General features: G+C 68.9%; 27 protein-coding genes and 1 pseudogene. 20 read left to right on the top strand and 8 right to left on the bottom strand.

The window, feature by feature from the left end; translation table 11 throughout:
• Together AC2VOR_RS18460 and AC2VOR_RS18465 are read left to right on the top strand one after the other, a co-directional pair.
• A partial coding sequence (locus AC2VOR_RS18460) for a dihydrolipoyl dehydrogenase family protein (protein WP_486964275.1) occupies positions 1 to 1,139 on the top strand: 1,139 nt, incomplete at its 5' end.
• 17 nt (positions 1,140 to 1,156) lie between these two features.
• A complete protein-coding gene (locus AC2VOR_RS18465; RefSeq protein WP_369740848.1) occupies positions 1,157 to 1,429 on the top strand; it encodes a hypothetical protein in 273 nt (90 codons plus the stop codon).
• A 3-nt stretch (positions 1,430 to 1,432) separates the two neighbouring features.
• Here the strand turns inward: AC2VOR_RS18465 and AC2VOR_RS18470 are convergent, their stop codons facing one another.
• Both AC2VOR_RS18470 and ramB read right to left on the bottom strand, forming a co-directional pair.
• Positions 1,433 to 2,002, bottom strand: a complete 570-nt coding sequence (locus AC2VOR_RS18470; protein WP_369740847.1) for a carboxymuconolactone decarboxylase family protein — start codon at positions 2,000 to 2,002, stop codon at positions 1,433 to 1,435.
• A complete protein-coding gene (gene ramB, locus AC2VOR_RS18475) occupies positions 1,999 to 3,414 on the bottom strand; it encodes an acetate metabolism transcriptional regulator RamB (RefSeq protein WP_369740846.1) in 1,416 nt (471 codons plus the stop codon). Before ramB ends, AC2VOR_RS18470 begins: the two co-directional genes overlap by 4 nt.
• 156 nt (positions 3,415 to 3,570) lie before the next feature.
• Between ramB and AC2VOR_RS18480 the strand changes: the two genes are divergently transcribed.
• The 4 genes from AC2VOR_RS18480 (at position 3,571) to AC2VOR_RS18495 (ending at position 7,828) form a co-directional block, all read left to right on the top strand.
• Positions 3,571 to 4,365 carry an acyl-ACP thioesterase domain-containing protein gene (locus AC2VOR_RS18480; protein WP_369740845.1) on the top strand — a complete coding sequence of 265 codons (795 nt, stop codon included), beginning with the start codon at positions 3,571 to 3,573 and terminating at the stop codon, positions 4,363 to 4,365.
• Positions 4,366 to 4,645: 280 nt separating this feature from the next.
• The gene (aceA, locus tag AC2VOR_RS18485) at positions 4,646 to 5,932 is read left to right on the top strand and encodes an isocitrate lyase (protein ID WP_486964276.1); all 1,287 of its coding nucleotides are present in this window, start codon (positions 4,646 to 4,648) and stop codon (positions 5,930 to 5,932) included.
• A gap of 101 nt (positions 5,933 to 6,033) precedes the next feature.
• The gene (locus AC2VOR_RS18490; RefSeq protein ID WP_369740843.1) at positions 6,034 to 6,897 is read left to right on the top strand and encodes a 3-hydroxybutyryl-CoA dehydrogenase; all 864 of its coding nucleotides are present in this window, start codon (positions 6,034 to 6,036) and stop codon (positions 6,895 to 6,897) included.
• 70 nt (positions 6,898 to 6,967) lie between these two features.
• Complete coding sequence (locus tag AC2VOR_RS18495) at positions 6,968 to 7,828, top strand: cyclopropane mycolic acid synthase family methyltransferase (protein ID WP_369740842.1); 861 nt, start codon at positions 6,968 to 6,970, stop codon at positions 7,826 to 7,828.
• 11 nt (positions 7,829 to 7,839) lie between these two features.
• On the opposite strand, the gene pcaA is transcribed toward AC2VOR_RS18495, so the two are convergent.
• The gene (gene pcaA, locus AC2VOR_RS18500) at positions 7,840 to 8,703 is read right to left on the bottom strand and encodes a cyclopropane mycolic acid synthase PcaA (protein ID WP_369740841.1); all 864 of its coding nucleotides are present in this window, start codon (positions 8,701 to 8,703) and stop codon (positions 7,840 to 7,842) included.
• A 189-nt stretch (positions 8,704 to 8,892) separates the two neighbouring features.
• On the bottom strand, positions 8,893 to 9,594 hold the full coding sequence (locus AC2VOR_RS18505; protein ID WP_369741775.1) for a TetR/AcrR family transcriptional regulator: 702 nt from the start codon (positions 9,592 to 9,594) through the stop codon (positions 8,893 to 8,895).
• A gap of 107 nt (positions 9,595 to 9,701) precedes the next feature.
• On the opposite strand from AC2VOR_RS18505, the gene AC2VOR_RS18510 reads away from it, so the two are divergent.
• The 6 genes from AC2VOR_RS18510 to deoC all read left to right on the top strand — a co-directional run bounded on the left by AC2VOR_RS18510 (position 9,702) and on the right by deoC (position 13,820).
• On the top strand, positions 9,702 to 11,063 hold the full coding sequence (locus tag AC2VOR_RS18510; RefSeq protein WP_369741774.1) for a DUF445 domain-containing protein: 1,362 nt from the start codon (positions 9,702 to 9,704) through the stop codon (positions 11,061 to 11,063).
• 84 nt (positions 11,064 to 11,147) lie between these two features.
• Positions 11,148 to 11,594 carry a helix-turn-helix domain-containing protein gene (locus AC2VOR_RS18515; RefSeq protein ID WP_369740840.1) on the top strand — a complete coding sequence of 149 codons (447 nt, stop codon included), beginning with the start codon at positions 11,148 to 11,150 and terminating at the stop codon, positions 11,592 to 11,594.
• Positions 11,595 to 11,764: 170 nt separating this feature from the next.
• Positions 11,765 to 12,358, top strand: a complete 594-nt coding sequence (locus AC2VOR_RS18520; RefSeq protein WP_486964277.1) for a heparin-binding hemagglutinin — start codon at positions 11,765 to 11,767, stop codon at positions 12,356 to 12,358.
• A 79-nt stretch (positions 12,359 to 12,437) separates the two neighbouring features.
• Complete coding sequence (locus AC2VOR_RS18525) at positions 12,438 to 12,725, top strand: DUF2516 family protein (RefSeq protein ID WP_369740839.1); 288 nt, start codon at positions 12,438 to 12,440, stop codon at positions 12,723 to 12,725.
• Positions 12,726 to 12,729: 4 nt separating this feature from the next.
• The gene (locus AC2VOR_RS18530; RefSeq protein ID WP_369740838.1) at positions 12,730 to 13,152 is read left to right on the top strand and encodes a DUF2599 domain-containing protein; all 423 of its coding nucleotides are present in this window, start codon (positions 12,730 to 12,732) and stop codon (positions 13,150 to 13,152) included.
• Complete coding sequence (gene deoC / locus AC2VOR_RS18535; protein WP_369740837.1) at positions 13,152 to 13,820, top strand: deoxyribose-phosphate aldolase; 669 nt, start codon at positions 13,152 to 13,154, stop codon at positions 13,818 to 13,820. Before AC2VOR_RS18530 ends, deoC begins: the two co-directional genes overlap by 1 nt.
• A gap of 19 nt (positions 13,821 to 13,839) precedes the next feature.
• Here deoC and AC2VOR_RS18540 read toward each other — a convergent pair whose 3' ends face one another.
• Genes AC2VOR_RS18540 through AC2VOR_RS18550 form a run of 3 tightly spaced genes read right to left on the bottom strand, consistent with a single transcriptional unit; the run spans position 13,840 to position 16,251 of the window.
• Positions 13,840 to 14,880: an LmeA family phospholipid-binding protein gene (locus tag AC2VOR_RS18540; RefSeq protein ID WP_486964278.1), complete on the bottom strand. Its 1,041-nt coding sequence runs from the start codon at positions 14,878 to 14,880 to the stop codon at positions 13,840 to 13,842.
• Positions 14,877 to 15,719 carry a carbon-nitrogen hydrolase family protein gene (locus tag AC2VOR_RS18545; RefSeq protein WP_369740835.1) on the bottom strand — a complete coding sequence of 281 codons (843 nt, stop codon included), beginning with the start codon at positions 15,717 to 15,719 and terminating at the stop codon, positions 14,877 to 14,879. Before AC2VOR_RS18545 ends, AC2VOR_RS18540 begins: the two co-directional genes overlap by 4 nt.
• A gap of 10 nt (positions 15,720 to 15,729) precedes the next feature.
• A complete protein-coding gene (locus AC2VOR_RS18550) occupies positions 15,730 to 16,251 on the bottom strand; it encodes a DUF2505 domain-containing protein (protein WP_486964279.1) in 522 nt (173 codons plus the stop codon).
• 26 nt (positions 16,252 to 16,277) lie between these two features.
• Between AC2VOR_RS18550 and AC2VOR_RS18555 the strand changes: the two genes are divergently transcribed.
• Positions 16,278 to 17,372: a UDP-N-acetylmuramate dehydrogenase gene (locus AC2VOR_RS18555; RefSeq protein ID WP_369740833.1), complete on the top strand. Its 1,095-nt coding sequence runs from the start codon at positions 16,278 to 16,280 to the stop codon at positions 17,370 to 17,372.
• Positions 17,373 to 17,445: 73 nt separating this feature from the next.
• Entirely contained in the window at positions 17,446 to 18,774 is a 1,329-nt protein-coding gene (locus AC2VOR_RS18560) for a L,D-transpeptidase (RefSeq protein WP_369740832.1), read from the top strand.
• Here the strand turns inward: AC2VOR_RS18560 and AC2VOR_RS18565 are convergent.
• Positions 18,746 to 19,507, bottom strand: a complete 762-nt coding sequence (locus AC2VOR_RS18565) for an SDR family NAD(P)-dependent oxidoreductase (protein WP_369740831.1) — start codon at positions 19,505 to 19,507, stop codon at positions 18,746 to 18,748. The genes AC2VOR_RS18560 and AC2VOR_RS18565 overlap by 29 nt on opposite strands.
• A gap of 112 nt (positions 19,508 to 19,619) precedes the next feature.
• On the opposite strand from AC2VOR_RS18565, the gene AC2VOR_RS18570 reads away from it, so the two are divergent.
• The 6 genes and pseudogenes from AC2VOR_RS18570 to AC2VOR_RS18595 all read left to right on the top strand — a co-directional run.
• On the top strand, positions 19,620 to 21,146 hold the full coding sequence (locus AC2VOR_RS18570) for an IS1380 family transposase (protein WP_369741466.1): 1,527 nt from the start codon (positions 19,620 to 19,622) through the stop codon (positions 21,144 to 21,146).
• A 544-nt stretch (positions 21,147 to 21,690) separates the two neighbouring features.
• Positions 21,691 to 22,872 carry an ROK family protein gene (locus AC2VOR_RS18575; RefSeq protein ID WP_486964281.1) on the top strand — a complete coding sequence of 394 codons (1,182 nt, stop codon included), beginning with the start codon at positions 21,691 to 21,693 and terminating at the stop codon, positions 22,870 to 22,872.
• Between the two features lie 57 nt (positions 22,873 to 22,929).
• A complete protein-coding gene (gene mshA, locus AC2VOR_RS18580) occupies positions 22,930 to 24,303 on the top strand; it encodes a D-inositol-3-phosphate glycosyltransferase (protein WP_369740829.1) in 1,374 nt (457 codons plus the stop codon).
• A pseudogene (locus tag AC2VOR_RS18585) lies at positions 24,300 to 24,876 on the top strand (type III secretion system chaperone family protein). The gene mshA and the pseudogene AC2VOR_RS18585 overlap by 4 nt, the downstream one beginning before the upstream one ends.
• Positions 24,877 to 24,925: 49 nt before the next feature.
• Complete coding sequence (locus AC2VOR_RS18590; RefSeq protein WP_369741773.1) at positions 24,926 to 25,675, top strand: phosphoglyceromutase; 750 nt, start codon at positions 24,926 to 24,928, stop codon at positions 25,673 to 25,675.
• 151 nt (positions 25,676 to 25,826) lie between these two features.
• Positions 25,827 to 26,933, top strand: a 1,107-nt coding sequence (locus AC2VOR_RS18595; protein WP_486964280.1) for a sensor histidine kinase, incomplete at its 3' end; no start/stop codon positions are given.

The following is a 26,933-nucleotide window of genomic DNA, read 5'->3' on the forward strand; positions in this document are numbered from 1 at the left end:
GCCGCAAGGTGGCCGAGGGCCGCGTCGCCGGCGTGCACTTCCTGATGAAGAAGAACAAGATCACCGAGATCCACGGGTACGGCAGGTTCACCGACGACCACACCCTGTCGGTCGAGTTGAACGAGGGCGGCAGCGAGGACGTCACGTTCGACAATGCCATCATCGCGACCGGCAGCAGCACCCGGCTGGTGCCGGGCACGTCGCTCTCGGCCAACGTCGTCACCTACGAGGAACAGATCCTCTCGCGCGAGCTGCCGGAGTCGATCATCATCGCCGGCGCCGGCGCGATCGGCATGGAGTTCGGCTACGTGCTGCGCAACTACGGCGTCGACGTGACCATCGTGGAGTTCCTGCCCCGCGCGCTACCCAACGAGGACGCCGAGGTGTCCAAGGAGATCGAAAAGCAGTTCAAGAAGCTGGGCGTCAAGATCCTCACCGGGACCAAGGTCGAGTCCATCTCCGACGACGGGTCCGGGGTCACCGTGGTGGTCAGCAAGGACGGCAAGCCGGAGCAGCTCAAGGCCGCAAAGGTATTGCAGGCCATCGGTTTCGCGCCCAACGTCGAGGGCTACGGGCTGGAGACGCTCGGCGTTGCGCTCAACGAACACCGGGGTATCGGCATCAACGAGTACATGCGCACCAGCGTGCCCCACATCTACGCCGTCGGAGACGTCACCGCCTTCCTCATGCTGGCCCACGTCGCCGAGGCCATGGGGGTGGTGGCGGCCGAAACCATCGCCGGCGCAGAGACTTTGCCGCTCGGCGACTGCCGCATGCTGCCCCGCGCGACGTTCTGCCAGCCCCAGGTGGCCAGCTTCGGGCTCAGCGAGGAGCAGGCCCGCGACGCGGGGTACGACGTCCAGGTCGCCAAGTTCCCGTTCACCGCCAACGGCAAGGCCCATGGACTGGGCGACCCCAGCGGCTTCGTCAAGCTGGTCGCCGATGTCACCCACGGCGAGCTGTTGGGCGGGCACCTGATCGGCCATGACGTGTCCGAGCTGCTGCCCGAGCTGACCCTGGCGCAGAAGTGGGACCTGACTGCCAACGAGCTGGCCCGCAACGTGCACACCCACCCGACCATGTCCGAGGCGCTGCAGGAGTGCTTCCACGGCCTGACCGGCCACATGATCAACTTCTGACGGCAGCGGTGTAGCTGATGCGCGGTGACACCATCGTCGGCGCCGTCGGCGGCCTGGCCGCCGGTTACGTCCTGTGGCTGGTCGCCTTCTCGGTCGGGAACGACACCACCACGGTGAGCCGGTGGGTTCCGGTGGTGTTGCTGGCCGCGCTCGTGCTCGGCGCCGGCGCCGGGGTGTCGGGCTGGTGGCTGCGGCGGCGCCGCAAGCTCGCCTGGGCGGCTTTCGCGATCGGGCTGCCGATCCTGCCCGTGGCCCTGACCGTGGCCGTGCTGGCCGACACCTACCTGTAGCGCCTACCTTGGGCGCGGGTTGTCCAACGGAATGTCGAGCGTGATGATCGTCGCGGCCAGACCGTCGTACTGGCTTGCCAACAAACAGAATTCGATCAGCTGCCGCTGATCGAGGTGACAAGCCAGCTGTTGCCAGGTCGCACCGGTCAGCGTGCGGGCGGTGAGGAACTCGTCGGTCGCGCGCAGCAGCGCGACCTGGCGGGCGTCCAGCGTGGCGGCGCCGTCGGCGGCCTGCGGCCAGGCGAAGATCGCCGCCTGGGTGGCCGCGTCCAGTCCCGCCTGACGTCCCATCCGCCGATGGTGCTGTAACTCGTACTCGCACCCGCGCACGTGTCCGACCCGCAGGATCACCAACTCGGCGTCAGCCCGCGGCAACCGGCCCCGCAGCAGCGCGCCGGAATAGGGCATCCAGAACCACAACAGCCGCCGGTGCCGGCCCAGTGTGGTGAACAGATGCATTTCCGGCGCCCGCACGGTGCGTGCCATCACCCGCGCCGCCACCCAGTTGACCAGCCCCAGGTCGCGAAGCCTCGTCGTCGAGGGAATCCGGCCCCGCCCCGCCGGCGCGGTCATGGCTGCTTCACCAGGTAAGGGGACACGGTGCTGCGGTGCTCGTCGAGGTCGAGCGCGCGCCCCAGCGCCGGGAACGCCCGTTGCGGGCAGTTGTCGCGTTCGCAGACACGGCAACCCGCGCCGATCGGTGTGGCGATCTCACCCGACAAGTCGAGTCCTTCCGAGTACACGAGCCGGTGGGCGTGGCGAAGTTCGCAGCCCAGCCCGATCGCGAAGGTTTTACCGGGCTGACCATACCGCGCGGCGCGGCGCTCCACGGTGCGGGCCACCCACATGTAGTTGCGCCCGTCGGGCATCTGGGCGACCTGCACCGAGATCTTGCCGGGGTTGGCGAACGTCTCGTAGACGTTCCACAGCGGACAGGTGCCGCCGCTGGAGGAGAAGTGAAAACCGGTAGCGGACTGGCGCTTCGACATGTTGCCGGCGCGGTCCACGCGGATGAAGGAGAACGGGACGCCGCGCATCGACGGCCGCTGCAACGTCGAGAGCCGGTGGGCGATGGTCTCGTAGCTCACCGCGTAGAACGACGACAGCCGCTCGACGTCGTAGCGGAAGTTCTCCGCGACGTCGTGGAACTGCCGATACGGCAGTACCGCTGCTGCGGCGAAGTAGTTGGCCAGCCCCAGCCGGGCCAGGGTGTGCGACTCGTCGCTGGTGAACTTCCCCTCGGTGACCAGGCTGTCGATCAGGTCGCCGAACTCGAGGTAGGCCAGTTCGGCGGCCATCTTGAACACCTGCTGGCCCAGCGAGAGATGGGTGCTGATCTCCAGCGTCTTGGTCGCGGGGTCGTAGCGGTGCAGCACGGTGTCGCCGAGGTCGATGCGCCGGTTGATGTGCACGCCGTGCACCTCGGTGAGCCGGCGGTTCAACTCGCGGGCCAGATCGCCGTGGTGCAGCCGCATCTGGATGGTGAGGTCCTCGGCGGCGGTGTCCAGCTCGTGCAGGTAATTCTGGCGTTGGTAGAAGTAGTCGCGGACCTCTTCGTGGGGCATGGTGATGGACCCGGTGCCGCTGCCGTCGAAGAACCGCTCCTCGGTGGCGGCGGCAAGTTGTGCGGTGGTGATCCGGTAGCGCCGGTGCAGGTTGACCACCGCCCGGGCCAGGGCGGGGTGATCGCTGACCATCTCGGCGACCTCGGTGGGGTCGACGTCGATGTCGAGGTCGCGGTCCATCGTCACCTCGCGCAACTCGGCCACCAGCCGGGTGTCGTCCTGCGAGGCGAAGAAGGTCGCGTCCACCCCGAACACCTCGGTGATCCGCAGCAACACGGCGACCGTCAGCGGACGCACGTCGTGCTCGATCTGGTTTAGGTAGCTCGGCGAGATCTCCAGCATCTGAGCCAGCGCGGCCTGGGAGAACCCCCGCTCGTTGCGCAGCTGGCGCACGCGAGAGCCGACGAATGTCTTCGACACGCCCCCGAGCCTACCCGTCCTGCGAAGACCGGATTTGCAGAGTTGGCATCCGAATATGGCTTTGTCACAATTGGTATTCGGGTGACGCCATTGGCATGATTCGCATCGGGCCCGGCGTCAAGCTTGGGTGCCGACAAGAGTACGGGGAGCGACGCCGTGAGCCTGGATAAGAGAATGATGCCGGTCCCGGACGGCCACCCCGACGTGTTCGATCGCGAATGGCCGCTGCGGGTCGGTGACATCGACCGCACCGGCCGGCTGCGGCTGGACGCCGCCGCTCGGCACATCCAGGACATCGGGCAGGATCAGCTGCGCGAGATGGGTTTCGAGGAGACCCATCCATTGTGGATCGTCCGCCGCACCATGGTGGACCTGATCCGCCCGATCGAGTTCCAGGACATGCTGCGTCTGCGCAGGTGGTGCTCGGGTACCTCCAACCGGTGGTGTGAGATGCGGGTGCGGGTCGACGGCCGCAAGGGCGGGCTGATCGAGTCCGAGGCGTTCTGGATCAACATCAACCGGGACACCCAGATGCCCTCGCGCATCGCCGACGACTTCCTGGACGGGCTGCGCAAGACGACCGACGTCGACCGGCTGCGCTGGAAGGGCTACCTGAAGCCCGGCAGTCGCGAGGACGCGCGCGAGATCCACGAGTTCCCGGTGCGCGTCACCGACATCGACCTGTTCGACCACATGAACAACTCGGTCTACTGGAGCGTGATCGAGGACTATCTCGCGTCGCACACCGAGTTGCTCGCGGGCCCGCTGCGCGTGACCATCGAACACGAGGCGCCGGTGGCGCTGGGCGACAAGCTCGAGATCATTTCGCACGTCCACCCGGCGGGATCGACCGATCGGTTCGGCGCCGATCTGGCCGATCGGGCTGTTACGACGCTCACATATGCGGTCGCCGACGAGACAAAAGCCGTCGCCGCGCTCTTCGCGCTCTGACTCGGGGGTGCCCGGCGCGCCCACCCCGGCATTTTCGCGGTTGACCTGCGGCTTTGCGGTTACCAGCGGGTAGCTTCTGAAACGGTTAAGCTTCAGACCTTCTTCGCAAAATTTGCAAACTCGGCGAAAGTCGTTGCCTAAATTGGCAATTGAAACGGGTGGACTCGGGTCCGCAAGCTGTGCCAAAGTCGAGTTAGCACATCAGCGAAGTCGGGCCCGTAGCTACGCCGTAAGGCGTCACCGGCCGCGACGATCAAAGTTTGTTAAGGAGTCAAGCCCAATGTCTGTCGTTGGCACCCCGAAGAGCGCCGAGAAGACCCAGCAGGACTGGGACACCAACCCGCGGTGGAAGGACGTGACCCGCACCTACAGCGCCGAAGACGTCGTCGCGCTGCAGGGCACGGTCGTCGAGGAGTACACGCTGGCGCGCCGCGGCGCCGAGGTGTTGTGGGACGAGTTGCACGACCTGGAGTGGGTCAACGCGCTGGGTGCCCTGACCGGCAACATGGCCGTCCAGCAGGTGCGCGCCGGCCTCAAGGCGATCTACCTGTCGGGCTGGCAGGTGGCCGGCGACGCCAACCTGTCCGGCCACACCTACCCCGACCAGAGCCTGTACCCGGCCAACTCGGTGCCGCAGGTGGTCCGCCGGATCAACAACGCGCTGCAGCGCGCCGACCAGATCGCCAAGATCGAGGGCGACACCTCGGTGGAGAACTGGCTGGCGCCGATCGTCGCCGACGGCGAGGCCGGCTTCGGTGGCGCCCTCAACGTCTTCGAGCTGCAGAAGGCCATGATCGCCGCCGGCGTCGCGGGCACCCACTGGGAGGACCAGCTGGCGTCGGAGAAGAAGTGTGGCCACCTGGGCGGCAAGGTGCTGATCCCGACCCAGCAGCACATCCGCACGCTGACCTCGGCCCGGCTGGCCGCCGACGTGTGCGACGTCCCGACCGTCGTGATCGCCCGCACGGACGCCGAGGCGGCCACGCTGATCACCTCGGACGTCGACGAGCGCGACCGGCCGTTCATCACCGGTGAGCGCACGCGGGAGGGCTTCTACCGCACCCGCAACGGCATCGAGCCCTGCATCGCGCGCGCCAAGGCCTACGCCCCGTACGCCGACCTGATCTGGATGGAGACCGGGACTCCCGACCTCGAGCTGGCGCGCAAGTTCTCCGAGGCGGTCAAGGCCTCCTACCCCGACCAGATGCTGGCCTACAACTGCTCGCCGTCGTTCAACTGGCGCAAGCACCTCGACGACAGCACCATTGCGAAGTTCCAAAAGGAGCTTGCCGCAATGGGATTCAAGTTCCAGTTCATCACGCTGGCCGGTTTCCACGCGCTGAACTACTCCATGTTCGACCTGGCCTACGGCTACGCCCGCAACCAGATGAGCGCCTACGTCGAGCTGCAGGAACGCGAGTTCGCCGCCGAGGAGCGGGGCTACACCGCGACCAAGCACCAGCGCGAGGTCGGCGCCGGGTACTTCGACCGCATCGCCACCACGGTCGACCCGAACTCGTCGACGACCGCGCTGACGGGCTCTACCGAAGAGGGCCAGTTCCACTGAGTTAGTCCGCCGAGGTTAGTCTGCCGAGCAGACGCAGAATCGCACTCTTGTACCTCAGTTGAGGCGATTCTGCGTCTGCTCGCGCAGTTGAGGAGGAGCTTGTGAGCGACGCAGGGATCCAGCGGGTCGGTGTTGTCGGGGCGGGGCAGATGGGATCGGGTATCGCCGAGGTCTCCGTGCGGGCCGGTGTCGACGTGACGGTGTTCGAGACCACCGAGGCCTTGATCACCGCGGGCCGCAACCGCATCGTCAAGTCGCTCGAGCGCGGCGTCAGCGCGGGCAAGGTGACCGAACGGGAGCGCGACCGCGCGCTGGGCAAGCTCACCTTCACCACCGACCTGGCGGACCTGGCCGACCGGCAGCTGGTGATCGAGGCCATCGTCGAGGACGAGGCGGTCAAGGCGGAGGTCTTCGCCGAGCTGGATCGGGTCGTCACCGACCCGGACGCGGTGCTGGCGTCCAACACCTCGAGCATTCCGATCATGAAGATCGCGGCGGCCACCAAGAACCCGCAGCGCGTGCTGGGCCTGCATTTCTTCAACCCCGTCCCGGTGCTGCCGCTGGTCGAGTTGGTGTGCACGCTGGTCACCGACGAAGGCGCCGCCGCCCGCACCGAGGAGTTCGCCGGCGCGGTGCTGGGCAAGCAGGTGGTGCGGTGCTCGGACCGTTCCGGTTTCGTCGTCAACGCGCTGTTGGTGCCGTACCTGCTGTCGGCGATCCGGATGGTGGAGGCCGGCTTTGCCGGCGTGGAGGACGTCGACAAGGCAGTCGTGGCCGGGCTGTCGCATCCGATGGGCCCGCTGCGGCTGTCCGACCTCGTCGGCCTGGACACACTCAAGCTGATCGCGGACAAGATGTTCGACGAGTTCAAGGAGTCGCAGTACGCCCCCCCGCCGCTGTTGCTGCGCATGGTGGAGGCGGGTCGGCTCGGCAAGAAATCGGGCAGGGGCTTCTACGCCTACTGAGCCTTTATGGCAGGCTCAGGCCGATCGGTTACTATTCAGCAGTTCAATAGCCGGGAGGTTCACGAAGAGCATGACAGCGCTGAAGCCGTACTACGAAGAGTCGCAATCGATCTACGACGTCTCCGATGAGTTTTTCGCGTTATTCCTAGACCCCACCATGGGTTACACCTGCGCGTACTTCGAGCGTGACGACATGACGCTGGAGGAGGCGCAGAACGCGAAGTTCGACCTCGCGCTGGGCAAGCTGAACCTCGAACCCGGCATGACGGTGCTCGACATCGGGTGCGGCTGGGGCGGCGCGCTGCAGCGCGCGGTCGAGAAGTTCGACGTCAACGTCATCGGAATCACATTGAGCCGCAACCAGTTCGCTTACAGCAAGAAGAGGCTCGCCGGTATTCCCACCGAACGCAACGTCGAGGTGCGGTTGCAGGGCTGGGAAGAGTTCGAGGACAAGGTCGACCGGATCGTCAGCATCGGTGCCTTCGAGGCATTCAAGGCGGATCGCTGGCCGGCGTTCTTCGAGCGCGCCCATGAGATTCTGCCCGACGACGGCCGGATGCTGTTGCACACTATCCTGACCTATCAGTGGCAGCAGATGCCGGCGCTCGGCATCTCGCTGACCATGAGCGATATCCGGTTCGCGCGCTTCATCGGCACCGAGATCTTCCCGGGCGGACAGTTGCCGACGCAGGAAGACATTTTCAAATTCGCTGAGCCCGCCGGGTTTTCCGTCGAGCGAGTGCAATTGCTGCGCGAGCACTACGAGCGGACCCTCAATATCTGGGCGGCCAACCTGGAGGCCAACAAAGAAAAGGCGATCGCCGTCCAATCGCAAGAGGTCTACGACCGGTACATGCACTATCTGACCGGGTGTGAGAACTTCTTCCGTAAGGGCATCAGCAATGTGGGGCAATTCACTTTGGTGAAGTGAGCGTTGCGCCGCTACTTTTCCAGCGTGAACTGGTTGACGTCGGTGTATCCCTGACGGAACAGTTTGGCGCAGCCGGTGAGGTATTTCATGTACCGGTCGTAGACCTCCTCCGACTGGGTCGCGATGGCTTCGTCCTTGTTCGCCTCGAGGGCGGCGGCCCAGTTGTCCAGGGTTCTCGCGTAGTGCAGTTGCAGCGACTGGATACGGGTCACCTTGAAGCCCGCCGCGGTCGCGTGCTCCTCGACCGACGGGATGGTCGGCAGCCAGCCGCCCGGGAAGATCTCGGCCAGGATGAACTGGGTGAAGTGAACGACCTCGTGGGTCAGCGGCCTGCCCTTCGCCCGAGCCTCCTTGAAGGTGGGGCGCGTGATGGTGTGCAACATCATGAGGCCGTCCGCCGGCAGCACCCGGTGGGCCATGTGGAAGAAGTGGCCCCAGCGCTGGCGGCCGAAGTGCTCGAACGCGCCGATCGAGACGATCCGGTCGACCGGTTCGTGGAACTTCTCCCAGCCTTCGAGCAGCACACGACGCGAGCGGGCGGTGTCCATCTGGTCGAACGTCTTCTGGACGTGCTCGGCCTGGTTTTCCGAGAGCGTCAGCCCCACCACGTTGACGTCGTACTTCTCGATGGCCCGCCGCATGGTGGCGCCCCAGCCGCAGCCGATGTCGAGCAGGGTCATCCCCGGCTCGAGCGCGAGTTTGCCCAGCGACAGGTCGATCTTGGCGAGCTGGGCCTCCTGCAGCGTCATGTCGTCGCGTTCGAAGTAGGCGCAGCTGTAGGTCTGGGTGGGGTCCAGGAACAGCCGAAAGAAGTCGTCGGACAGGTCGTAATGGGCTTGCACATTGCCGAAATGCGGCGTGAGCTGCACGGACATCACGTGATGGGCCTTTCTGTGTCAGTGAGGCACGGGCGCTGTCAACGGCGCATCCCGACTACCCCCTACGCATCCCCTGCATGCTAGCCGCTCTCGCGGTTAAAGTCCCCTTACGCCGGGTACGTCACGCGTGACCGTTGCGATCCCGAAAGGGAAATGTTTTGCCGGAATTCGGGCGTACCCGACGGCTCATTCCCCGGGCGGCGGGACGATCGGCGAGGGGTGCGGCTCCGCGCGGAACTTCTCGAGCGACCCGCCGACCTCGACGATCCCGCGCAGCGCGCTCCAGCTGAGCATGGTCAGGTAGTCGATGAGCTCGTCGCTGGTCATCCGCGGGTCCGACATCCAGGAGTGGGTGGCCAGCTGGACCCCGCCGACGATCAGGTAGGCCCACGGTTCCACCCCGCCGGTGTCCATCCCGGCCTCGTGCATGCGGCGGCGCATCAGCACGGCGAGCATGCGCGCGATGATGCGTTCGGAGTCGGCGATCACCTTGCTCTTGCTGGCCGAGCTGTTTGCCATGACGAACCGGTACGGCTCGGGTTCGGACGCCACCGTGTCGACGTACACCCGGATGACCTCCCGGGTCAGGTCGATGCCGTCGAGGTTCGAAGACAGCGCGGCCGCCATGTTGGGGATCAGGGTGGTCTGCGCGAAGCGCATCATCACCGCCGTCGTCAGGTCGTTCTTGTCGACGAAGTAGCGGTACAGCACGGTCTTGGACACCCCGACCTCGGCGGCGATCTCGTCCATGCTCACGAACCGGCCCCGGCGGCGGATCGCGTCGATCGTGCCGTCGACCAACTCGTTGCGACGCTCGACCTTGTGCTGGTGCCAACGCCGTTTTCGGCCGTCGGTCTTCACGGTCCCGGCCGGGAGGTGCTCAGCCACTGTCACGAATTCCCATTCACTAGACGCCCTCGATACTACGGCCCGGCGGACGCCGCGGAGCGCACCGTCCGCACGGATGCCGACGACGGACCGGTGGTGCATGGATGATGGTGTGGTGGCACGAGAATGCTGGCCCGGTGGCGCATAGGCTCCCCGCTCGGGTCGAGGCGCCGGCGCGGCCCCGCGCGTCGTTGGCGGAGTCGTTCGCCGGCGCGGACCCGCAGGCCGACGTCGAGCGGCGGGTCGGTCTGCGCCGGATGAAGCTCGTGGCGCTCGGCTTCCTGGTCGGTGCCACCGGTGTGTTTCTCGCCTGCCGGTGGGTGCAGGCGCAGGGCGGCGCGGCCGCCTGGGTCGGCTACGTCGGCGCCGCCGCGGAGGCCGGGATGGTGGGTGCCCTCGCCGACTGGTTCGCAGTGACCGCGCTGTTCAAGCATCCGCTGGGCATTCCCATCCCGCACACCGCGATCATCAAGCGCAAGAAGGACCAGCTCGGCGAGGGCCTGGGAACCTTCGTGCGGGAGAACTTCCTGTCGCCGGCGGTCGTGGCGACCAAGCTGCGCGACGCAGAGGTGCCCGGACGGCTGGGCAAGTGGCTGTCGGAGGCCCCGCACGCCGGGCGGGTGGCCGGTGAGACCGCGACGGTGCTGCGGGTTCTGGTGGAGCTGTTGCGCGACGACGACGTTCAGCAGGTCATCGACCGGATGATCGTGCGCCGCATCGGCGAACCGCAGTGGGGTCCGCCCGTGGGGCGGGTGCTGGGCACGCTGCTGGCCGAGAACCGGCAGGAGGCGCTGATCCAGTTGCTGGCCGACCGCGCCTTTCAATGGTCGCTCAACGCCGGCGAGGTCATCCAGCGGGTGGTCGAGCGCGATTCGCCGAGCTGGTCGCCGCGGTTCGTCGACCAGCTCGTCGGCGACCGCATTCACCGCGAACTGATGGATTTCACCGACAAGGTGCGCCGCAACCCCGACCACGAATTGCGGCGCTCTGCCACCCGATTCCTGTTCGAGTTCGCCGAGGACCTGCAGCACGACCCGGACACCATCGCGCGCGCCGACGCCGTCAAGGAGCAGCTGATGGCGCGCGAGGAGATCGGCAACGCCGCCGCGACCGCCTGGCGGACGCTCAAGCGGCTGGTGCTCGAAGGCGTCGACGACCCGTCCAGCACCCTGCGTTCGCGCATCGCCGACACGGTCGTGCGCATCGGCGAATCCTTGCGCGACGACGCCGAACTGCGCGACAAGGTGGACGACTGGATGGTCAGGGCGGCGCAGCACCTGGTCACCCAGTACGGGGTGGAGATCACCGCGATAATCACCGAGACGATCGAACGCTGGAACGCCGACGAGGCCAGCCGGCGCATCGAGTTGCACGTGGGGCGCGACCTGCAATTCATCCGGATCAACGGCACCGTGGTGGGCGCGCTGGCGGGACTCATCATCTATGCCGTCGCGCAGCTAATGTTCTGAGAAGTGCTAACCAGTGCTTGCAAAAGCAAGCACCGCTCCGTACGCTGGTGCCGTCCGATAGGCCCGACGACCCAGGAGTGCGCAATGCCAGCGGAGGAGAAGCTCTCCGCCAAGGTGTCCACGGCGGCCTCTGACATGGCCTCCGACATCGGCAGCTTCATCCGGAGCCAGCGCGAACTCGCCCAGGTGTCGGTGCGGCAGCTGGCCGAACGGTCCGGCGTCAGCAATCCGTACCTGAGCCAGGTCGAGCGCGGGTTGCGCAAACCCTCCGCCGACGTCCTGAACCAGATAGCAAAGGCCCTGCGGGTCTCCGCGGAGGTTCTCTACGTACGGGCGGGCATTCTCGAGCCGGGCGAGACCAGCCAGGTCCGCGACGCCATCGTCACCGACACGGCGATCACCGAGCGTCAAAAGCAGATCCTGCTCGACATCTACGCCTCGTTCGCCCACCAGAACGAAGCCGCCCTCGAGGAGGGTGGCGCCGGCCCCGTTGCCGACGAGTCCGCCGGTGAGCCGGCAACGCATAGATAATCGGCCGCCGGTCTATCCAGAAACCATCAGGAGGTCTTCCGGCAAATTGCGCATCACGACACAGCGCGGCTCTTGACGACCGCAGCGGCGGCGGCCGACGCTGGCCCTGAGTTTCCGACGCACCACGGAATAACCACAGACCACGAAAAGAAACCATGAAAGGAACAACCATGGCAGAAAACTCGAACATCGAAGACCTACGGGCCCCGTTGCTGGCGGCGCTGGGCGCGGCCGACCTGGCGCTGGCGACCGTCAACGACCTGATCGCCAACATGCGCGACCGCGCCGAGGAGACGCGCACCGACACCCGCGGCCGCGTCGAGGAGAGTCGTGCCCGCCTGGCCAAGATGCAGGAGGACCTGCCCGAGCAGCTGACCGAGCTGCGCGAGCGGTTCACCGCCGACGAGCTGCGCAAGGCCGCCGAGGGCTACATGGAGGCGGCGACCGGCCGCTACAACGAGCTGGTCGAGCGCGGCGAGGCCGCGCTGCAGCGGCTACGCAGCCAGCGGCCCTTCGAGGACACCGCGGCGCGCGCCGAGGGCTACGTGGACCAGGCCGTCGAGCTGACCCAGGAGGCGCTCGGCACCGTGGCGTCGCAGACCCGCGCGGTCGGGGAGCGGGCGGCCAAGCTGGTCGGCATCGACCTGCCCAAGAAGGCCGACGAGCCGGCCAAGGCCGTCGCCAAGAAGGCCCCCGCCAAGAAGGCGCCGGCCAAGAAGGCGCCTGCCAAGAAGGCGCCTGCCAAGAAGGTCACCCAGAAGTGAGCCGTGGTCCGGGTCGCCCGTCGCGCGACCCGGACCACCGGAGTCGACGTTTCCGGCGGCGCCCGCATACCCTTGAGGCGTGACACACCTCGTGGGCACCGTCATGTTGGTCTTGCAGATCGCCGTCCTGGTGACGGCCGTGTACGCCTTTGTGCATGCGGCGCTGCAGCGGCCCGACGCCTACACCGCCGCCGACAAGCTGACCAAGCCGGTGTGGTTGATCATCCTCGGCTTGGCCGTGGCGCTGACCTCCATCCTGAGTTTCGTCTTCGGTGTGCTGGGGACGGCGATCGCCGCCTGCGCGGCCGGGGTGTACCTGGTCGACGTCCGGCCCAAGCTCCTCGAAATCCAGGGCAAGTCGCGTTAGCGGGATGAGGGCCCTGCCGGCCGCGCTGGTCGCGGCGCTCGTCGCGCTGACGGGTCCGGTGCCCACCGCCGGGGCCGACCCCGTTCGCGGCCCGGTGCCGTCGCCGCCCTACGTCGATCACACGCAGTGGACGCAGTGGTCCGGCATGCCGCGCCTGCGGGTCTTCCCGACACCGGCCGCGCGGATCACCTCCCTGCGGCCCGGGACGGCCGCCGCGGCCGACGAGGCCTGGTCGGAGGTGCTCGCGCTGGCCCCGAACGCCGGAACCCCCGGCATGCGCGCGCAGTTCATCTGCCACTGGCAGTTCGCCGAACGGGCGCTGCCTGGCAAGGTCAGCTGGAACCTGGAGCCGTGGCGGCCCGTGGTCGGCTACGACGAGATGGTGGCCTCGGGATGTAATCCCGGCGGCGCGGAAGACGTGTCCTAGTGGCGGGCCGGCCCACCCGAGCACAACTGGCCGCCCTGGTGGACCACACGCTGCTCAAACCCGAGGCCACCGACGCCGACGTGACGAGCCTGGTCGCCGAGGCCGTCGAGCTGGGGGTGTACGCGGTGTGCGTGTCGCCGTCGATGGTGCGGGCCGCCGGGGGCGGTGTGCGGGTCGCCGCGGTGGCCGGTTTCCCGTCGGGCAAGCACGTGCCGGCGGTCAAGGCGCTCGAAGCGGGCGGGGCCGTGGCCGACGGCGCCGCCGAGATCGACATGGTCATCGATGTCGGCGCGGCGCTCAGCGGCGACGTGGACGCGGTGCGCCGCGACATCGAGGCGGTGCGGGTCGCCGTTCCCGGGGCGGTGCTCAAGGTGATCGTGGAGTCGGCGGTGCTGTTGGGCCGGGCCGGTGAGCGCGCGCTGGTGGACTCCTGTCGCGCCGCCGAGGCGGCCGGTGCCGACTTCGTCAAGACCTCGACCGGGTTTCACCCCGCGGGCGGGGCGTCGGTGCGCGCGGTCGCGCTGATGGCACAGACCGTCGGCGGCCGGCTGGGGGTCAAGGCCAGCGGCGGGATCCGCACCGCCGCCGACGCCCTGGCGATGCTCGATGCCGGCGCGACCCGGCTCGGCCTGTCGGGCACCCGCGCGGTGCTCGACGGGCTGGACTGAACGCCCGGGCCGCCGAGCCTCAGAGGTTGGCGAAGCAGGGGTCCTGGCCGCCGCCGCCGGTGGGGATCGTCGCGTTCTGGGTGGAGAACTTGCTCACCACCCCGGTGTCGGTGACCTGCACGCTGTCCGCGTGGATGCCCAAAGGGTAGTTTTGGGTCAACTTCGTGGTGAAGTTGTCCAGCGTCGACTGCACGGATTCCTTCGGCATCGTGAAGCCCAGCGCGTTGAACGTCTGGATCTGCAGCTGCAGCCCCTTGCCCTGCACGATCGGCTTGGCGGTGATGTTGTCGAGCATGCCCTTGAGCTCGATGGTCCCGTCCTTGGGGTGGGTGGTCACGCTGTTGGTGACGAACGGACCCAGGACCGGGATGGAGTTCTGCACGGTCTGCTTGATGCCTTCGGCCGTCCAGGTGATGGTGGCGTCCAGCGATCCGATGGTGCCCTTGGAGTTGGCCGTCGACTTGAGCTGGACGTTCCGGATGTCGATGGCGATCTTCATGCCCTTGGCGTCGCGGATCTGGTTGCCGGCCGTCGACACCGAGATGTTGGTGAAGTGTTTGGTGGCCAGCTGCCACAGCATCAACGGCGTCACCCCGAACGACGCGGTGGCCTTGTCCTTGACTTCGCAGGCCACCGCCTCGGCGACCTTGGTGTCGGCCACGTGGCGGGCGTACAGCTCGGCCCCCACCAGCCCCCCGATCAGCAGCGCGAACACGATGATGAAGACCAGCAGGATGGACAGCGGGTCACGCAGGAAGCGCCGCTTGCGCTTCCCGCCCGACGGGTCCTCGTTAGCTTTCGCCATCCGCTCCGTCGGCGGCGTGGGCGGGCTCGGCGGCGGGGCGTAGGGCGGACGCTGCCGGGGCGCGTGCGGTGCCCCCAGCTGGTCGGTCTGGCCGGGCTGCTGGCCGGGGCCGGGAGCCGGCGGTCCCTGGGACGGATCGCCGGCGGGCATCCGCTCGGTGGGTCGCTCGGTAGGTGGTTGACCGAAGGGACCGTGGTTGCCGGGACGGGACCACATCGGCGGGCCCTCGTTCGGTGGTCCTTGTGGGTTCGTCACTCAACCGATTCTGCCCTATCGGCGCGAGCGAACGCCGAGCGGTTGCGCAGCACCGCGATGGCGTCCCGGGCGCGCGCCACCCGGTCGACGTCGATGTCGGCGAACACCAGTTCGGGGTGCGACCCGGCCGACGCGATCACCTCACCCAGCGGCGAGGCCACCAGGCTGCCGCCCACCCCGGTCGGCGCGCCCGAGGCCGCGAGGTCCTGCCCGGGGTCGGCCTGGCCGGCCGCCGCGACGTAGCTCGTCGAGTCCAGCGCGCGGGCACGGACCAGCAGCCGCCACTGCTCGAGCTTGCCCGGGCCCGCACCCCAGGACGCGCAGACGACGATCAGCTGGGCGCCACGCAGGGCGAGCTCGGTGTAGAGCTCGGGGAACCGAATGTCGTAGCACACGCTCAACCCCACCCGGACGCCGTCGACGGTGATCACCACCGGCTCGTGGCCGGGCGCGACGGTCCGCGACTCGGTGAACCCGAACGCGTCGTAGAGGTGGATCTTGTCGTAGTGGGCCCACAGCCGGTCCGAGGGCTGCTTCGACGATCCCGGTCCCGCCGCGATCAGCGTGTTCGTCACCCGGCCGTCGCCGGCCGGGGCGAACATCCCGGCGATCACGGTGACATCGAAGTCGGCCGCGATCCGGCGGACGCCGTCCGCCCAGGGCCCGTCGACCGGCTCGGCGACGGGCGCCAGCGGGACGCCGAACCGGCACATCGTCGCCTCGGGGAACACCACCAGGCGCGCGCCGGCGTCGGCGGCCCGGCCGGTGTACTCGCGGACCAGCTCCAGGTTCGCCGCGGGCTCGGTGCCACTGAGAATCTGCGCCAGGGCGATTCGCATGGCCGCCAGCTTAGAGCGTGTTGCCCGCGATCCACTCGCTGGTGAAGCGCTGTTCGGCGGCCACCAGCTCGGCCAGGCGCGTGCCGATGATCTTCTCGACCTTGCCGCCGATGATCGGCGCCCGCACCTGCACGGTGATGCGGAAATCCAGGCGGGCGCCGCAGGGCGCGGGCGACAGCTCGGCGGTGCCCCACACGTTCACCGGGGCGTCCACGATCTCCCCGGCGATGGAGGCCGTCGCGGCCCCGTCGGTGACCGGCCCCCAGGTCTCCTCGCGCCGGATGCACAGGTCACCGCGGTGTAGCTGCGTGACCATGGCGGGCAGGTTGTGGCTGCGCACCACCTGCCGGGTGACCACCGCGATGGTGGCCCCGTCACCGGACCGGCCGCCGACCCGGATCGACTCGACCTCGGCCTCGTCGACGGGAATGTCGGCCAGCCGGGCCCGCCAGTACTCCTCCTCCTGGAAGGCGCGGTAGATGTCTTCGACGCCGCCAGAGTAGTCGGCGGATAAGTCGAATGAACGCGGCATAGCTGGTCAGGCTACCGTTACGGCCCATGACACCCAGCGGTGCCGGTTCCGGCTACGCCGGCGCGCAGGTCGCCGAGGCGGTGCCGCTGGCGCCGCTGACCACGCTGCGCGTCGGGCCGGTCGCGCGGCGCCTCATCACCTGTACCAGCACCGAGCAGGTGGTCGCCGTCGTGCGGCAACTCGACGCCGAGGCCCGCGGCGGCGGACCGCTGCTGATCTTTGCCGGCGGCTCCAACGTCGTGATCGAGGACACCCTTACGGACCTGACTGCGGTGCGGTTGGCCGGCGCCGGTATCACCGTCGAGGGCGATCGGCTCCGCGCGGAGGCCGGCGCGGTGTGGGACGACGTCGTCGTCACCGCCGTCGAGCACGGGCTGGGTGGGCTGGAATGCCTGTCCGGCATCCCGGGCTCGGCGGGGGCGACCCCGGTGCAGAACGTCGGGGCCTATGGCGCGGAAGTGGCCGACACGATCACCCGCGTCCGGGTGCTTGACCGCAGCAGCGGTGCGGTGTGCTGGATACCGGCGGGTGAGCTGGGCTTCGGCTATCGCACCAGCGTCTTCAAGCGGGCCGGCCGGTCGGGGCGCGGGGTGCCCGCCGTCGTGCTGGAGGTGGAGTTCGCGCTGGACGCATCCGGGCGCAGCGCACCGCTGCGCTACGGCGAGCTGGCCGCCGCGCTGAACTCGGCCGCCGGCGAGCGTGCCGATCCGCGGTCGGTTCGCGACGCGGTGCTGAGCCTGCGCGCCCGCAAGGGCATGGTGCTCGACGCGGCGGACCATGACACGTGGAGCGTGGGATCGTTCTTCACCAACCCGGTGGTCGCCCGAGACGTCTACGAGCGGCTGGCCCGTGAGGGGCCGGTCCCGCACTACCCGGCGCCGCACGGTGTCAAGCTGGCCGCCGGCTGGCTGGTGGAGCGGGCGGGCTTCGCGAAAGGGTTCCCGGACGACGCGGCGGCACGCTGCCGGCTGTCCACCAAGCACGCGCTCGCCCTGACCAACCGCGGGGGCGCCACCGCCGCGGACGTCATCGCCCTGGCCCGGACCGTACGCGACGGGGTGCGCGACGTGTTTGGCATCACATTGTCGCCGGAGCCGGTGCTGTTCGGCTGCGCGCTCTAGCTGTAGGTTTCCGGCGGTCAGGGGCGGTTCGCGAGTCGTCGCGTCCGGGGCTGGTCGTTATCTCCCGGTATCTTTGTTTGGCGTGAGCAGATCCAGCGTCCCGCCGCCGATCAACCGGCGCCTGGCTTTGGCTGCTCTGGGGCTCGGCGCCTTCGCCCCCGGCGTCCTGGCCGCCTGCGGCGGCACCGTGACCAGGCATGTTCAAAAGAACGAACCGCCGGCGCCGCAGCTGAAGTTCCAGCCGGCCGACGCCGCCGCCAACGTGGTCCCCACCGCCGCGGTCAGCGCCCAGGTCGGCGAGGGCTGGTTCCAGAAGCTGGCGCTGACGAACTCGGCGGGCAAGGTCGCCGCCGGGGTGTTCAACTCCGACCGCACCGCCTACACGGTCACCGAGCCGCTGGGCTACGACTCGACCTACACCTGGAGCGGTTCGGTGGTCGGCCACGACGGCAAGGCGGTTCCCGTCGCGGCCAAGTTCACCACCGTGAGCCCCACCAAGACGATCGACGGGGGATTCCAGCTGGCCGACGGCCAGACCGTCGGTGTCGCGGCGCCGGTCATCATCCAGTTCGACTCGCCGATCAGCGACAAGGCCGCCGTCGAGAAGGCCATTACCGTCACCACCGAGCCACCGGTCGAGGGCTCCTGGGCCTGGCTGCCCGACGAGGCGAAGGGCTCCCGCGTGCACTGGCGCCCCCGCGAGTACTACCCGGCGGGCACCTCGGTCAACGTCGATGCCAAGTTCTACGGGGTGCCGTTCGGCGACGGCGCCTACGGGGCGCAGGACATGTCGCTGAAGATTCAGATCGGCCGGCGGCAGGTGGTCAAGGCCGAGGTCACCTCGCACCGCATCCAGGTCGTCACCGACGACGGCGTCATCATGGACTTCCCTTGCAGCTACGGCGAGGGCGACCTGGCCCGCAACGTCACCCGCAACGGCATCCACGTGGTCACCGAGAAGTACTCCGACTTCTACATGTCCAACCCGGCCGCCGGCTACACCAACGCCCACGAGCGCTGGGCGGTGCGCATCTCCAACAACGGCGAGTTCATCCACGCCAACCCCTCGAGCGCGGACGCGCAGGGCAACAGCAACGTCACCAACGGCTGCATCAACCTCTCGACCGCCGACGCCGAGGAGTACTACCGGACCGCGATCTACGGCGACCCGGTCGAGGTGACCGGCAGCCCGATCCAGCTGTCCTACGCCGACGGCGACATCTGGGACTGGGCCGTGGACTGGGACACGTGGGTGGCGATGTCGGCGCTGCCGCCGCCGACCGCGCACCCGCCGGCCTCCCAGATCCCCGTCACCGCGCCGGTCACGCCGTCGGACGCTCCCACGCTGTCCGGGACGCCGACCACCACGACCGCTACGACGTCGCCTGGCGTCGGCGGTTGAACCGACTGGCCGACGCCTGGTCGCGCGGCCGCATGACGACCAGGTCCAGGTCGACGTGGGCGGGCCGGGAGGCCACGAAACCGATCACCTCGGCGACGTCGGCGGCCGTCAGCGGCGTGATGCCCGTGTACACCGCGTCCGCGCGCTGTTCGTCGCCGTCGAAGCGGACCAGGGAGAACTCGGTCTCGACCGCCCCCGGGGCGATCTCGGTGAGCCGCACCGGTTTTCCGAGCAATTCGCCGCGCAGCGTGCGGTGCAGCGCGCCCTGGGCGTGCTTGGCCGCGGTGTAACCCGCGCCGCCGTCGTAGACCTCGAATCCCGCGACCGAGGTGACGGTGACGATGAGGCCGTCACCGGAGTCGACCAGCTTGGGCAGCAGCGCGCGGGTGACGCGCAGCGTGCCCAGCACGTTGGTCTCCCACATCCACCGCCAGTGCTCGAGTTGGGCGTCGGCGACCGGCTCCAGCCCCCGCGCGCCGCCGGCGTTGTTCACCAGCACGTCAACCCGATCCAGCGCATCGGCCAGCGCGTCGACCGCCGAGTCGTCTGTGACGTCCGCCACAATCGCTGTCCCGCCGACCTCGTCGGCCAGGGCTTGGATCCGGTCGGCGCGACGGGCCACCGCGACGACGTGAAACCCTTGCGTGGCAAGGGTTCTGGCGGTCGCCGCCCCGATCCCGGAACTGGCACCGGTGACTACCGCGACCCGTTGGTCCCCGCCCACTGTCGTCATCGGAGCCACTCTAGTCCTTCAGTAAGCGTGTCGGCGGGTGAGAATTTGGCAAAGGCCTTATCCTGGTTGGGTTTTGCGGTCTCAACGCAGCCCGGCAGGAAAGGCCTTTGTGGTGAAGAGGATAACCCATAAGCAGAGTAGGCGGAACATCGCCGCGCGGCGGCGTAGGGTGGCGGCGCGGCACGCGCGGGCGGGGAGTTGGGGCGCGCAGCCCGCGCCGATGCTGAACACGGGTGTGGTGCGCTATGAGGTCGGTGCGAACATCGACGCCACCGCTTTCGGTGGCATCGCCGCGCTGCACCGGCTGGTGACCCGGCTGGGGCTGGTCGAGCGGATCGACGAGGACCTGCAGTTGCTTAAGGTGCACCTGCCCTATCACGAATCCGACCACGTGCTCAACCTGGCCTACAACGTGGCGTGCGGGGGCACTCGGCTCGAAGACATCGAGCGGCTGCGCCACGACAGCGCCTATATGAACGCCTTGGGCGCGCAGTTGATCCCGGACCCGACCACGGCCGGTGATTTCTGTCGCCGGTTCAGCCGGGCCGACGTGGCGACGTTGATGGAGGCGATCAACGCGGTGCGCCCGCAGCTGTGGGCGCACCGGGGTCGTGAGCTGCTCGGCCCGGTCGCCTACCTCGACGTCGACGGCACCATCGCCCCCACCTACGGGCAGCACAAGGCCGGAATGGATATGTCCTATAAGGGCATCTGGGGGTATGCGCCGCTGATCGTGTCGCTGGCCAACACCAAGGAGGTGCTCTACCTGGTCAACCGGCCGGGCAACGCGCCCAGCCACGCCGGCGCGGCGGCCTGGATCGACAAGGCGATCGACCTGGTCGCCCCGCACGCCCAGCGAGTATGTGTGCGCGGGGACACCGACTTCTCGTTGACCGCGCACTTCGACGACTGGGCCCAGCGGGTCGATTTCGTGTTCGGCATGGACTGCAACACCGCGCTGCGCTCGCGCGCCGAGGCGCTGACCGAGGCTGACTGGACACCGCTGCGCCGGCCCGACCCCGAGCCGGCGCGGACTGGGCAGCGGCGCCGGCGCGAGCCCAACCACAAGCGGCGCATCGTCGCCGAACGCGGCTACGTCAACCTGGAACTCACCTGCGAGCACGTCGCCGAGTTCAGCTACCAGCCCGGCAAATGCCGCCGACCCTACCGGGTGATCGCGCTGCGCAAGAACATCAGCAAGTCCCGCGGCGAGGCGGCCCTCATCGAGGAGATCCGCTACTTCTTCTACATCACCACCCGCACCGACTTGACCCCCGCACAGGTCGTGGCCTGCGCCAACGACCGCTGCGACCAGGAAAACGTCATCGAGCAGCTCAAAAACGGTGTCAACGCGTTACGGGTGCCGCTCTATGACCTGGTATCCAACTGGGCCTACATGGTCATCGCCGCCCTGGCCTGGAACATCAAGTCCTGGTTCGCCATGATGCTGCACCGCAAAGCCGACCGCCGCGAGTGGATCACCATGGAGTTCCGCCGCTTCACCACCCAGGCGATCCTCATCCCCGCCATGATCATCCGCCACGCCCGCGCCATCACCGTGCGGATCATCGGCTACCACCCCAGCCTGGACCGATTCCTCAGCGCCTACACCACCATTGAACGCACTCGCTTTGGCTGACGTCTGCACCCTGAACCGACCTTCGGGCCCTGCCGCGCCCGCCCACGACACTCGCCCTCTTCGCCCGAACCGAAACACCGCGCATCGTCCCCGCATGTCCACACACCCGACAAACCCACGCAGCAGCGATAATCCAGCCAATCCAGGACCGCTCACACACCCGATGACAACCGTCACCGCCCAACAAAGCCGCCCACCGCCGACCGGAAACGACATCCCGAAGAATCCTGGGAACCCGCCGACGCCGACACGCTTATTTGAGGTCTAGTGAACGTGTTAAATTGCCGATGTGCACCCCAGCGCCTTGTCCAGCACGAGCACCGCGTGTCGTCTCGCGGGCCACTCGTGTTGTCGCCGCGCACTTTGCCGCCCCTGATCTTCAGGCGTGGCCAAAGACCGGCCATCGACAATCGGACAAAGGACGCTCGTGCGCTCTACCACCCTCACCTCCGGCACCCTCACCTCCGGCACCCTCACCTCCGGCACCCTCACCTCCGGCCGGCACGGGGCCGGCCGAAAGGCCCACACCCGGCAACACCCCCGGATCTTTCCGCCGGCCCTGCACCTCTCGGACTCCGCGGCCGCGTCCGTCTTTCGTGCCGTGCGGTTGCGCGGCCCCGTCGCGCGTGACCTCATCGCCGGCGTCACCTCGCTGAGCGTCGCGACGGTCAACCGTCAGGTCACCGCCCTGCTCGACGCGGGTCTGCTGCGGGAGCGCGCCGACCTGGTCGTCGCCGGGGCCATCGGGCGCCCACGGGTGCCTGTGGAGATCAACCACGAACCGTTCGTGACGCTGGGCATGCACATCGGTGCGCGAACTACCAGCATCGTGGCCACCGACCTGTGCGGCCGCACCCTGGACACCGTCGCGACGCCGACACCGCTGCATCCGGCCGGGACGGCGCTGGCCGCGCTGGCCGACAGCGCCGCCCGGTATCTGCGGCGCTGGCACCGGCGCCGCCCGCTGTGGGCGGGGGTGGCCATCGGCGGCACCGTCGACGGCGCGGCGGGCTGCGTCGACCATCCGCGGCTGGGCTGGCGGCAGGCCCCCGTCGGCGCGGTGCTGGCCGACGCGCTGGGCCTGCCGGTGTCGGTGGCCTCGCACGTCGACGCCATGGCCGGCGCCGAGCTGCTACTCGGTCAGCGGCGGTTCGCGCCCAGCTCGCCGACCAGCCTGTACGTCTACGCGCGCGAGACGGTGGGTTACGCGCTGGTGATCGGCGGCCGGGTGCACACCCCGGCCAGCGGCCCCGGCACCATCGCGCCGCTGCCTGCCCACTCCGAACTGCTCGGCGGCACCGGGCGGCTGGAGTCCACCGTCAGCGACGAGGCGGTGCTGGCCGCCGCGCGGCGGCTGCGGATCATCCCCGCGGGGCCGGCCACCGGGTCCACCGGCGCCGTCACCGACCTGCTGCGGGTGGCCCGCGCCGGCAACCGGCCGGCCCGGGAGCTGCTGGCGGAGCGGGCGCGGGTGCTCGGTGAGGCGGTGGCGTTGCTGCGCGACCTGCTCAATCCCGATGAGCTCGTGGTCGGTGGTCAGGCCTTCACCGAATATCCCGAGGCGATGGAGCAGCTCAAGGCGGCATTCGCCGCCCGCTCGACGCTGCCGCAGCGCGAGATCCGCGCCACCGCTTTCGGCGACCGGGTGCAGGAGGCCGGGGCGGGCACGGTGTCGCTGGCCGGCCTGTACGCCGACCCGGTGGGCGCGATCCGCCGGACCCGGTAGGGCCGTGCCGCGGGCGCGCGCGGGCCGCCTGCGGACCCGTCCTGTAAAGATGACAGTGTGCGGCACGATGACGCCTCCCGGCCATCCGGCGACAAAGCGAGCCGTTTTGCGCTGACCCCGCGCCGGGTTGCGTTGCTGGCGGTGCACACCTCGCCGCTGGCCCAGCCGGGCACCGGCGACGCCGGCGGCATGAACGTCTACGTCCTGCAAAGCGCCTTGCACCTGGCGCGCAGGGGCATCGAGGTGGAGATCTTCACCCGCGCCACCGCGTCGGCCGACCCGCCGGTCGTGCGGGTGGCGCCGGGCGTGCTGGTCCGCAACGTGGTCGCCGGGCCGTTCGAGGGCCTCGACAAATACGACCTGCCCACCCAGCTGTGCGCCTTCGCGGCCGGGGTGCTGCGAGCCGAGGCCTCCCACGAGCCCGGCTACTACGACCTCGTGCATTCGCACTACTGGCTGTCCGGGCAGGTCGGCTGGCTGGCCCGCGACCGCTGGGCGGTCCCGCTGGTGCACACCGCTCACACCCTGGCTGCGGTCAAGAACTCGGCCCTGGCCGACGGCGACGCACCCGAGCCACCGCTGCGCACGGTCGGCGAGCAGCAGGTCGTCGACGAGGCCGACCGGTTGATCGTCAACACCGACGACGAAGCGGGACAATTGGTTTCGATCCATCGTGCCGATCCGGCGCGCATCGACGTGGTCCACCCCGGGGTGGACCTCGACGTCTTCCGGCCCGGCGACCGCCGCGCCGCCCGGGCCGCCCTGGGGCTGCCGCTGGACGTGCCCGTGGTTGCCTTCGTCGGCCGGATCCAGCCGCTGAAGGCGCCCGACATCGTGTTGCGGGCCGCCGCGAAGCTGCCCGGGGTGCGCGTCGTCGTGGCCGGCGGGCCGTCGGGCAGCGGGCTGGCCTCCCCAGACGGGCTGGTCTCCCTCGCCGGCGAACTCGGCATCACGCAGCGGGTGACGTTCCTGCCGCCGCAGTCGCGCGCGAACCTGGCCACCTTGTTCCAGGCGGCCGATCTGGTCGCGGTGCCCAGCTATTCGGAGTCGTTCGGTCTGGTCGCCATCGAGGCGCAAGCCTGCGGCACGCCGGTGGTGGCCGCCGCGGTCGGCGGGCTGCCGGTCGCGGTGCGCGACGGGGTCTCCGGCACGCTGGTGGCCGGGCACGACATCGACGACTGGGCCGCGGCCCTCGGCGATCTGCTGCGGCTCACCGACGGGGCGCGGGCCGGGGCGATGAGCCGGGCCGCGGCGGCACACGCGGCGACGTTCTCCTGGGAGAACACCACGGACGCCCTGCTGGCCAGCTACCGGCGGGCGATCGGGGAGTTCACCGCCGGGCGCCGGCGCCGCGGCGGCGCGTTGTCGTCGGACCGGGCCTCGACGCGCGGTCCGCGTCGCTGGGTGTCGCGCCGGGGGGTGGGGGCATGACGTCCTCCGAATCCGGCCAGTCCGTGCGGCAGGTGATCGAGCGCGCGCTGCAGACCAGCGGCCTGACCTACTCCGAGACCCCCGGATCCCACGGCGGCCTCCCGGGGCTCGTCGTGGAGCTGCCCGGCGAGCGCAAGCTCAAGGCCAACACCATCCTGAGCATCGGGGAGCACTCGGTGCGCGTCGAGGCCTTCGTGTGCCGCAAACCCGACGAGAACCACGAGGGCGTCTACCGGTTCCTGCTCAAGCGCAACCGCCGCCTCTACGGCGTTGCCTACACCCTGGACAACGTCGGCGACATCTATCTGGTGGGCAGGTTGTCGCTGGGCTCGGTCGACGCCGACGAGCTCGACCGGGTGCTCGGTCAGGTCCTCGAGGCGGTCGACTCGGACTTCAACACGTTGCTGGAGTTGGGTTTTCGCTCGTCGATCCAGAAGGAATGGGACTGGCGGGTGTCGCGCGGCGAGTCCCTGAAGAACCTACAGGCGTTCGCCCACCTGATCGACGAGGACGACGATGCAGAGCGCGAAGCGCGATGAGGAGGAGTCGAGCAACGATCGACGAGGACGGTGAGGACGGCGACGGGGACCGCGCGCGCCCATGAGATGCTAGGCCGATGCAAATGCGAGACCCCGGCACGTTGGTGCTGCTGCGCCATGGTGAGAGCAAGTGGAACGCAAGCAATCAGTTCACCGGCTGGGTCGACGTCGGGCTGACCGACAAGGGGCGCGCCGAAGCGGTCCGCAGCGGCCAGTTGCTGGCCGAACACGAGTTGCTGCCCGACGTGCTGTACACCTCGCTGCTGCGGCGCGCGATCAGCACGGCGAACATGGCGCTCGAGGCCGCCGACCGGCTGTGGATCCCGGTGCGGCGCAGCTGGCGGCTCAACGAGCGCCACTACGGCGCGCTGCAGGGCCTCGACAAGGCCGACATCAAACAGCGCTACGGCGACGAGCAGTTCATGGCGTGGCGACGCAGCTATGACACCCCGCCGCCGCCGATCGAGAAGGGCAGCGAGTTCAGCCAGGACGCCGACCCGCGTTACGCCGATCTCGGCGGCGGCCCGCTGACCGAGTGCCTGGCCGACGTGGTGGTCCGTTTCCTGCCGTATTTCACCGACGTCATCGTCCCGGATCTGCGCAGCGGCAAGACGGTGCTGGTCGTCGCGCACGGCAACTCGCTGCGCGCCATGATCAAGTACCTCGACCAAATGTCGGACGAGGAGATCGTCGGGCTGAACATCCCCACCGGCATCCCGCTGCGCTACGACTTGGACGCGCAGCTGCGGCCGGTGGTTCCTGGCGGCACGTACCTCGACCCGGAGGCCGCCGCCGCCGGCGCCGCGGCGGTTGCCGGGCAGGGTCGCGCCTAGCCGCTCGGCGGCGTGGGTGGGCACCCGAAACCCCGGTTTGCCAAACATCGCGTGAACGGCAGCCGAATACCTGTTGCGTAGCGTGTGACTTGTCCGATTTTGGCTTCATTCCGCTAGGGCAACATTCAGAAGGATTTGTAGGATTTTCCATGTGACGGTGTTCTCGGCAGTGTTGCTGGCCGGGGTCTTGTCCGTGCTGGCGCTGGCCGTAGGTGTTGCGGCCGGCATTCGCCTGTCGTCGCGGCTGGCCCAGCGCCGGCAGCGGGCGGCCGCCGAGTCGACCGGGATCACCGTCGCCCAGATGCTGCAGCGAATCGTCGGACTGATGCCGTTGGGTGCGGCGGTGGTGGACTGCCATCGCGACGTCGTCTACCGCAACGAGCGGGCCAAGGAGCTGGGCCTGGTGCGCGAGCGGCAGCTCGACGACCAGGCCTGGCAGGCCGCGCAGCAGGCGCTGGACGGCGACGACGTCGAGTTCGACCTGCGGCCGGCGAAACGTGCGCCGGGCCGGTCGGGGTTGTCGGTGCACGGGCACGCCCGGTTGCTGAGCGAGGAGGACCGCCGGTTCGCGGTGGTGTTCGTCCACGACCAGTCCGACTACGCCCGCATGGAGGCGACCCGGCGCGACTTCGTCGCCAACGTCAGCCACGAGCTCAAGACCCCCGTCGGGGCCATGGCGCTGCTCGCCGAGGCCCTGCTGGCGTCGGCGGACGACCCCGAGACCGTCCGCCGCTTTGCCGAGAAGGTGCTCATCGAGGCCAACCGGCTCGGCGACATGGTCGCCGAGCTCATCGAACTGTCCCGGTTGCAGGGCGCCGAGCGGCTGCACAACGTGGCCCCCATCGACGTCGACACCGTTGTCTCCGAGGCGATTTCACGCCACAAAGTGGCCGCCGACAACGCCGACATCGAGGTCCGTACCGATGCGCCCAGCGGCCTGCAGGTGCTGGGCGACCAGACGCTGCTGGTCACCGCGCTGGCCAACCTGGTGTCCAACGCGATCGCCTATTCGCCGACGGGGTCGCTGGTCTCGATCAGCCGCCGCCGTCGCGGCGAAAACGTCGAGATCGCCGTCACCGACCGCGGCATCGGGATCGCGCTGGAAGACCAGGAGCGGGTTTTCGAGCGGTTCTTCCGCGGCGACAAGGCGCGTTCGCGGGCCACCGGCGGCAGCGGGCTGGGCCTGGCCATCGTCAAGCACGTCGCGGCCAACCACAACGGCAGCATCGGCGTGTGGAGCAAGCCGGGCACCGGGTCG

Source organism: Mycobacterium sp. TH-M103 (assembly GCF_057473785.1).

What these genes read in the sequence shown, in the direction of transcription:
- AC2VOR_RS18545 (WP_369740835.1), bottom strand. Translation starts at nt 15,719, where the DNA reads ATGCGAATCGCCCTGGCGCAGATTCTCAGTGGCACCGAGCCCGCGGCG.
- AC2VOR_RS18530 (WP_369740838.1), top strand. Translation starts at nt 12,730, where the DNA reads ATGAGGGCCCTGCCGGCCGCGCTGGTCGCGGCGCTCGTCGCGCTGACG.
- AC2VOR_RS18495 (WP_369740842.1), top strand. Translation starts at nt 6,968, where the DNA reads ATGACAGCGCTGAAGCCGTACTACGAAGAGTCGCAATCGATCTACGAC.
- pcaA (WP_369740841.1), bottom strand. Translation starts at nt 8,703, where the DNA reads ATGTCCGTGCAGCTCACGCCGCATTTCGGCAATGTGCAAGCCCATTAC.
- AC2VOR_RS18590 (WP_369741773.1), top strand. Translation starts at nt 24,926, where the DNA reads ATGCGAGACCCCGGCACGTTGGTGCTGCTGCGCCATGGTGAGAGCAAG.
- AC2VOR_RS18510 (WP_369741774.1), top strand. Translation starts at nt 9,702, where the DNA reads ATGGTGTGGTGGCACGAGAATGCTGGCCCGGTGGCGCATAGGCTCCCC.
- AC2VOR_RS18555 (WP_369740833.1), top strand. Translation starts at nt 16,278, where the DNA reads ATGACACCCAGCGGTGCCGGTTCCGGCTACGCCGGCGCGCAGGTCGCC.
- AC2VOR_RS18565 (WP_369740831.1), bottom strand. Translation starts at nt 19,507, where the DNA reads ATGACGACAGTGGGCGGGGACCAACGGGTCGCGGTAGTCACCGGTGCC.
- AC2VOR_RS18550 (WP_486964279.1), bottom strand. Translation starts at nt 16,251, where the DNA reads ATGCCGCGTTCATTCGACTTATCCGCCGACTACTCTGGCGGCGTCGAA.
- aceA (WP_486964276.1), top strand. Translation starts at nt 4,646, where the DNA reads ATGTCTGTCGTTGGCACCCCGAAGAGCGCCGAGAAGACCCAGCAGGAC.
- AC2VOR_RS18465 (WP_369740848.1), top strand. Translation starts at nt 1,157, where the DNA reads ATGCGCGGTGACACCATCGTCGGCGCCGTCGGCGGCCTGGCCGCCGGT.
- AC2VOR_RS18520 (WP_486964277.1), top strand. Translation starts at nt 11,765, where the DNA reads ATGGCAGAAAACTCGAACATCGAAGACCTACGGGCCCCGTTGCTGGCG.
- AC2VOR_RS18515 (WP_369740840.1), top strand. Translation starts at nt 11,148, where the DNA reads ATGCCAGCGGAGGAGAAGCTCTCCGCCAAGGTGTCCACGGCGGCCTCT.
- AC2VOR_RS18470 (WP_369740847.1), bottom strand. Translation starts at nt 2,002, where the DNA reads ATGACCGCGCCGGCGGGGCGGGGCCGGATTCCCTCGACGACGAGGCTT.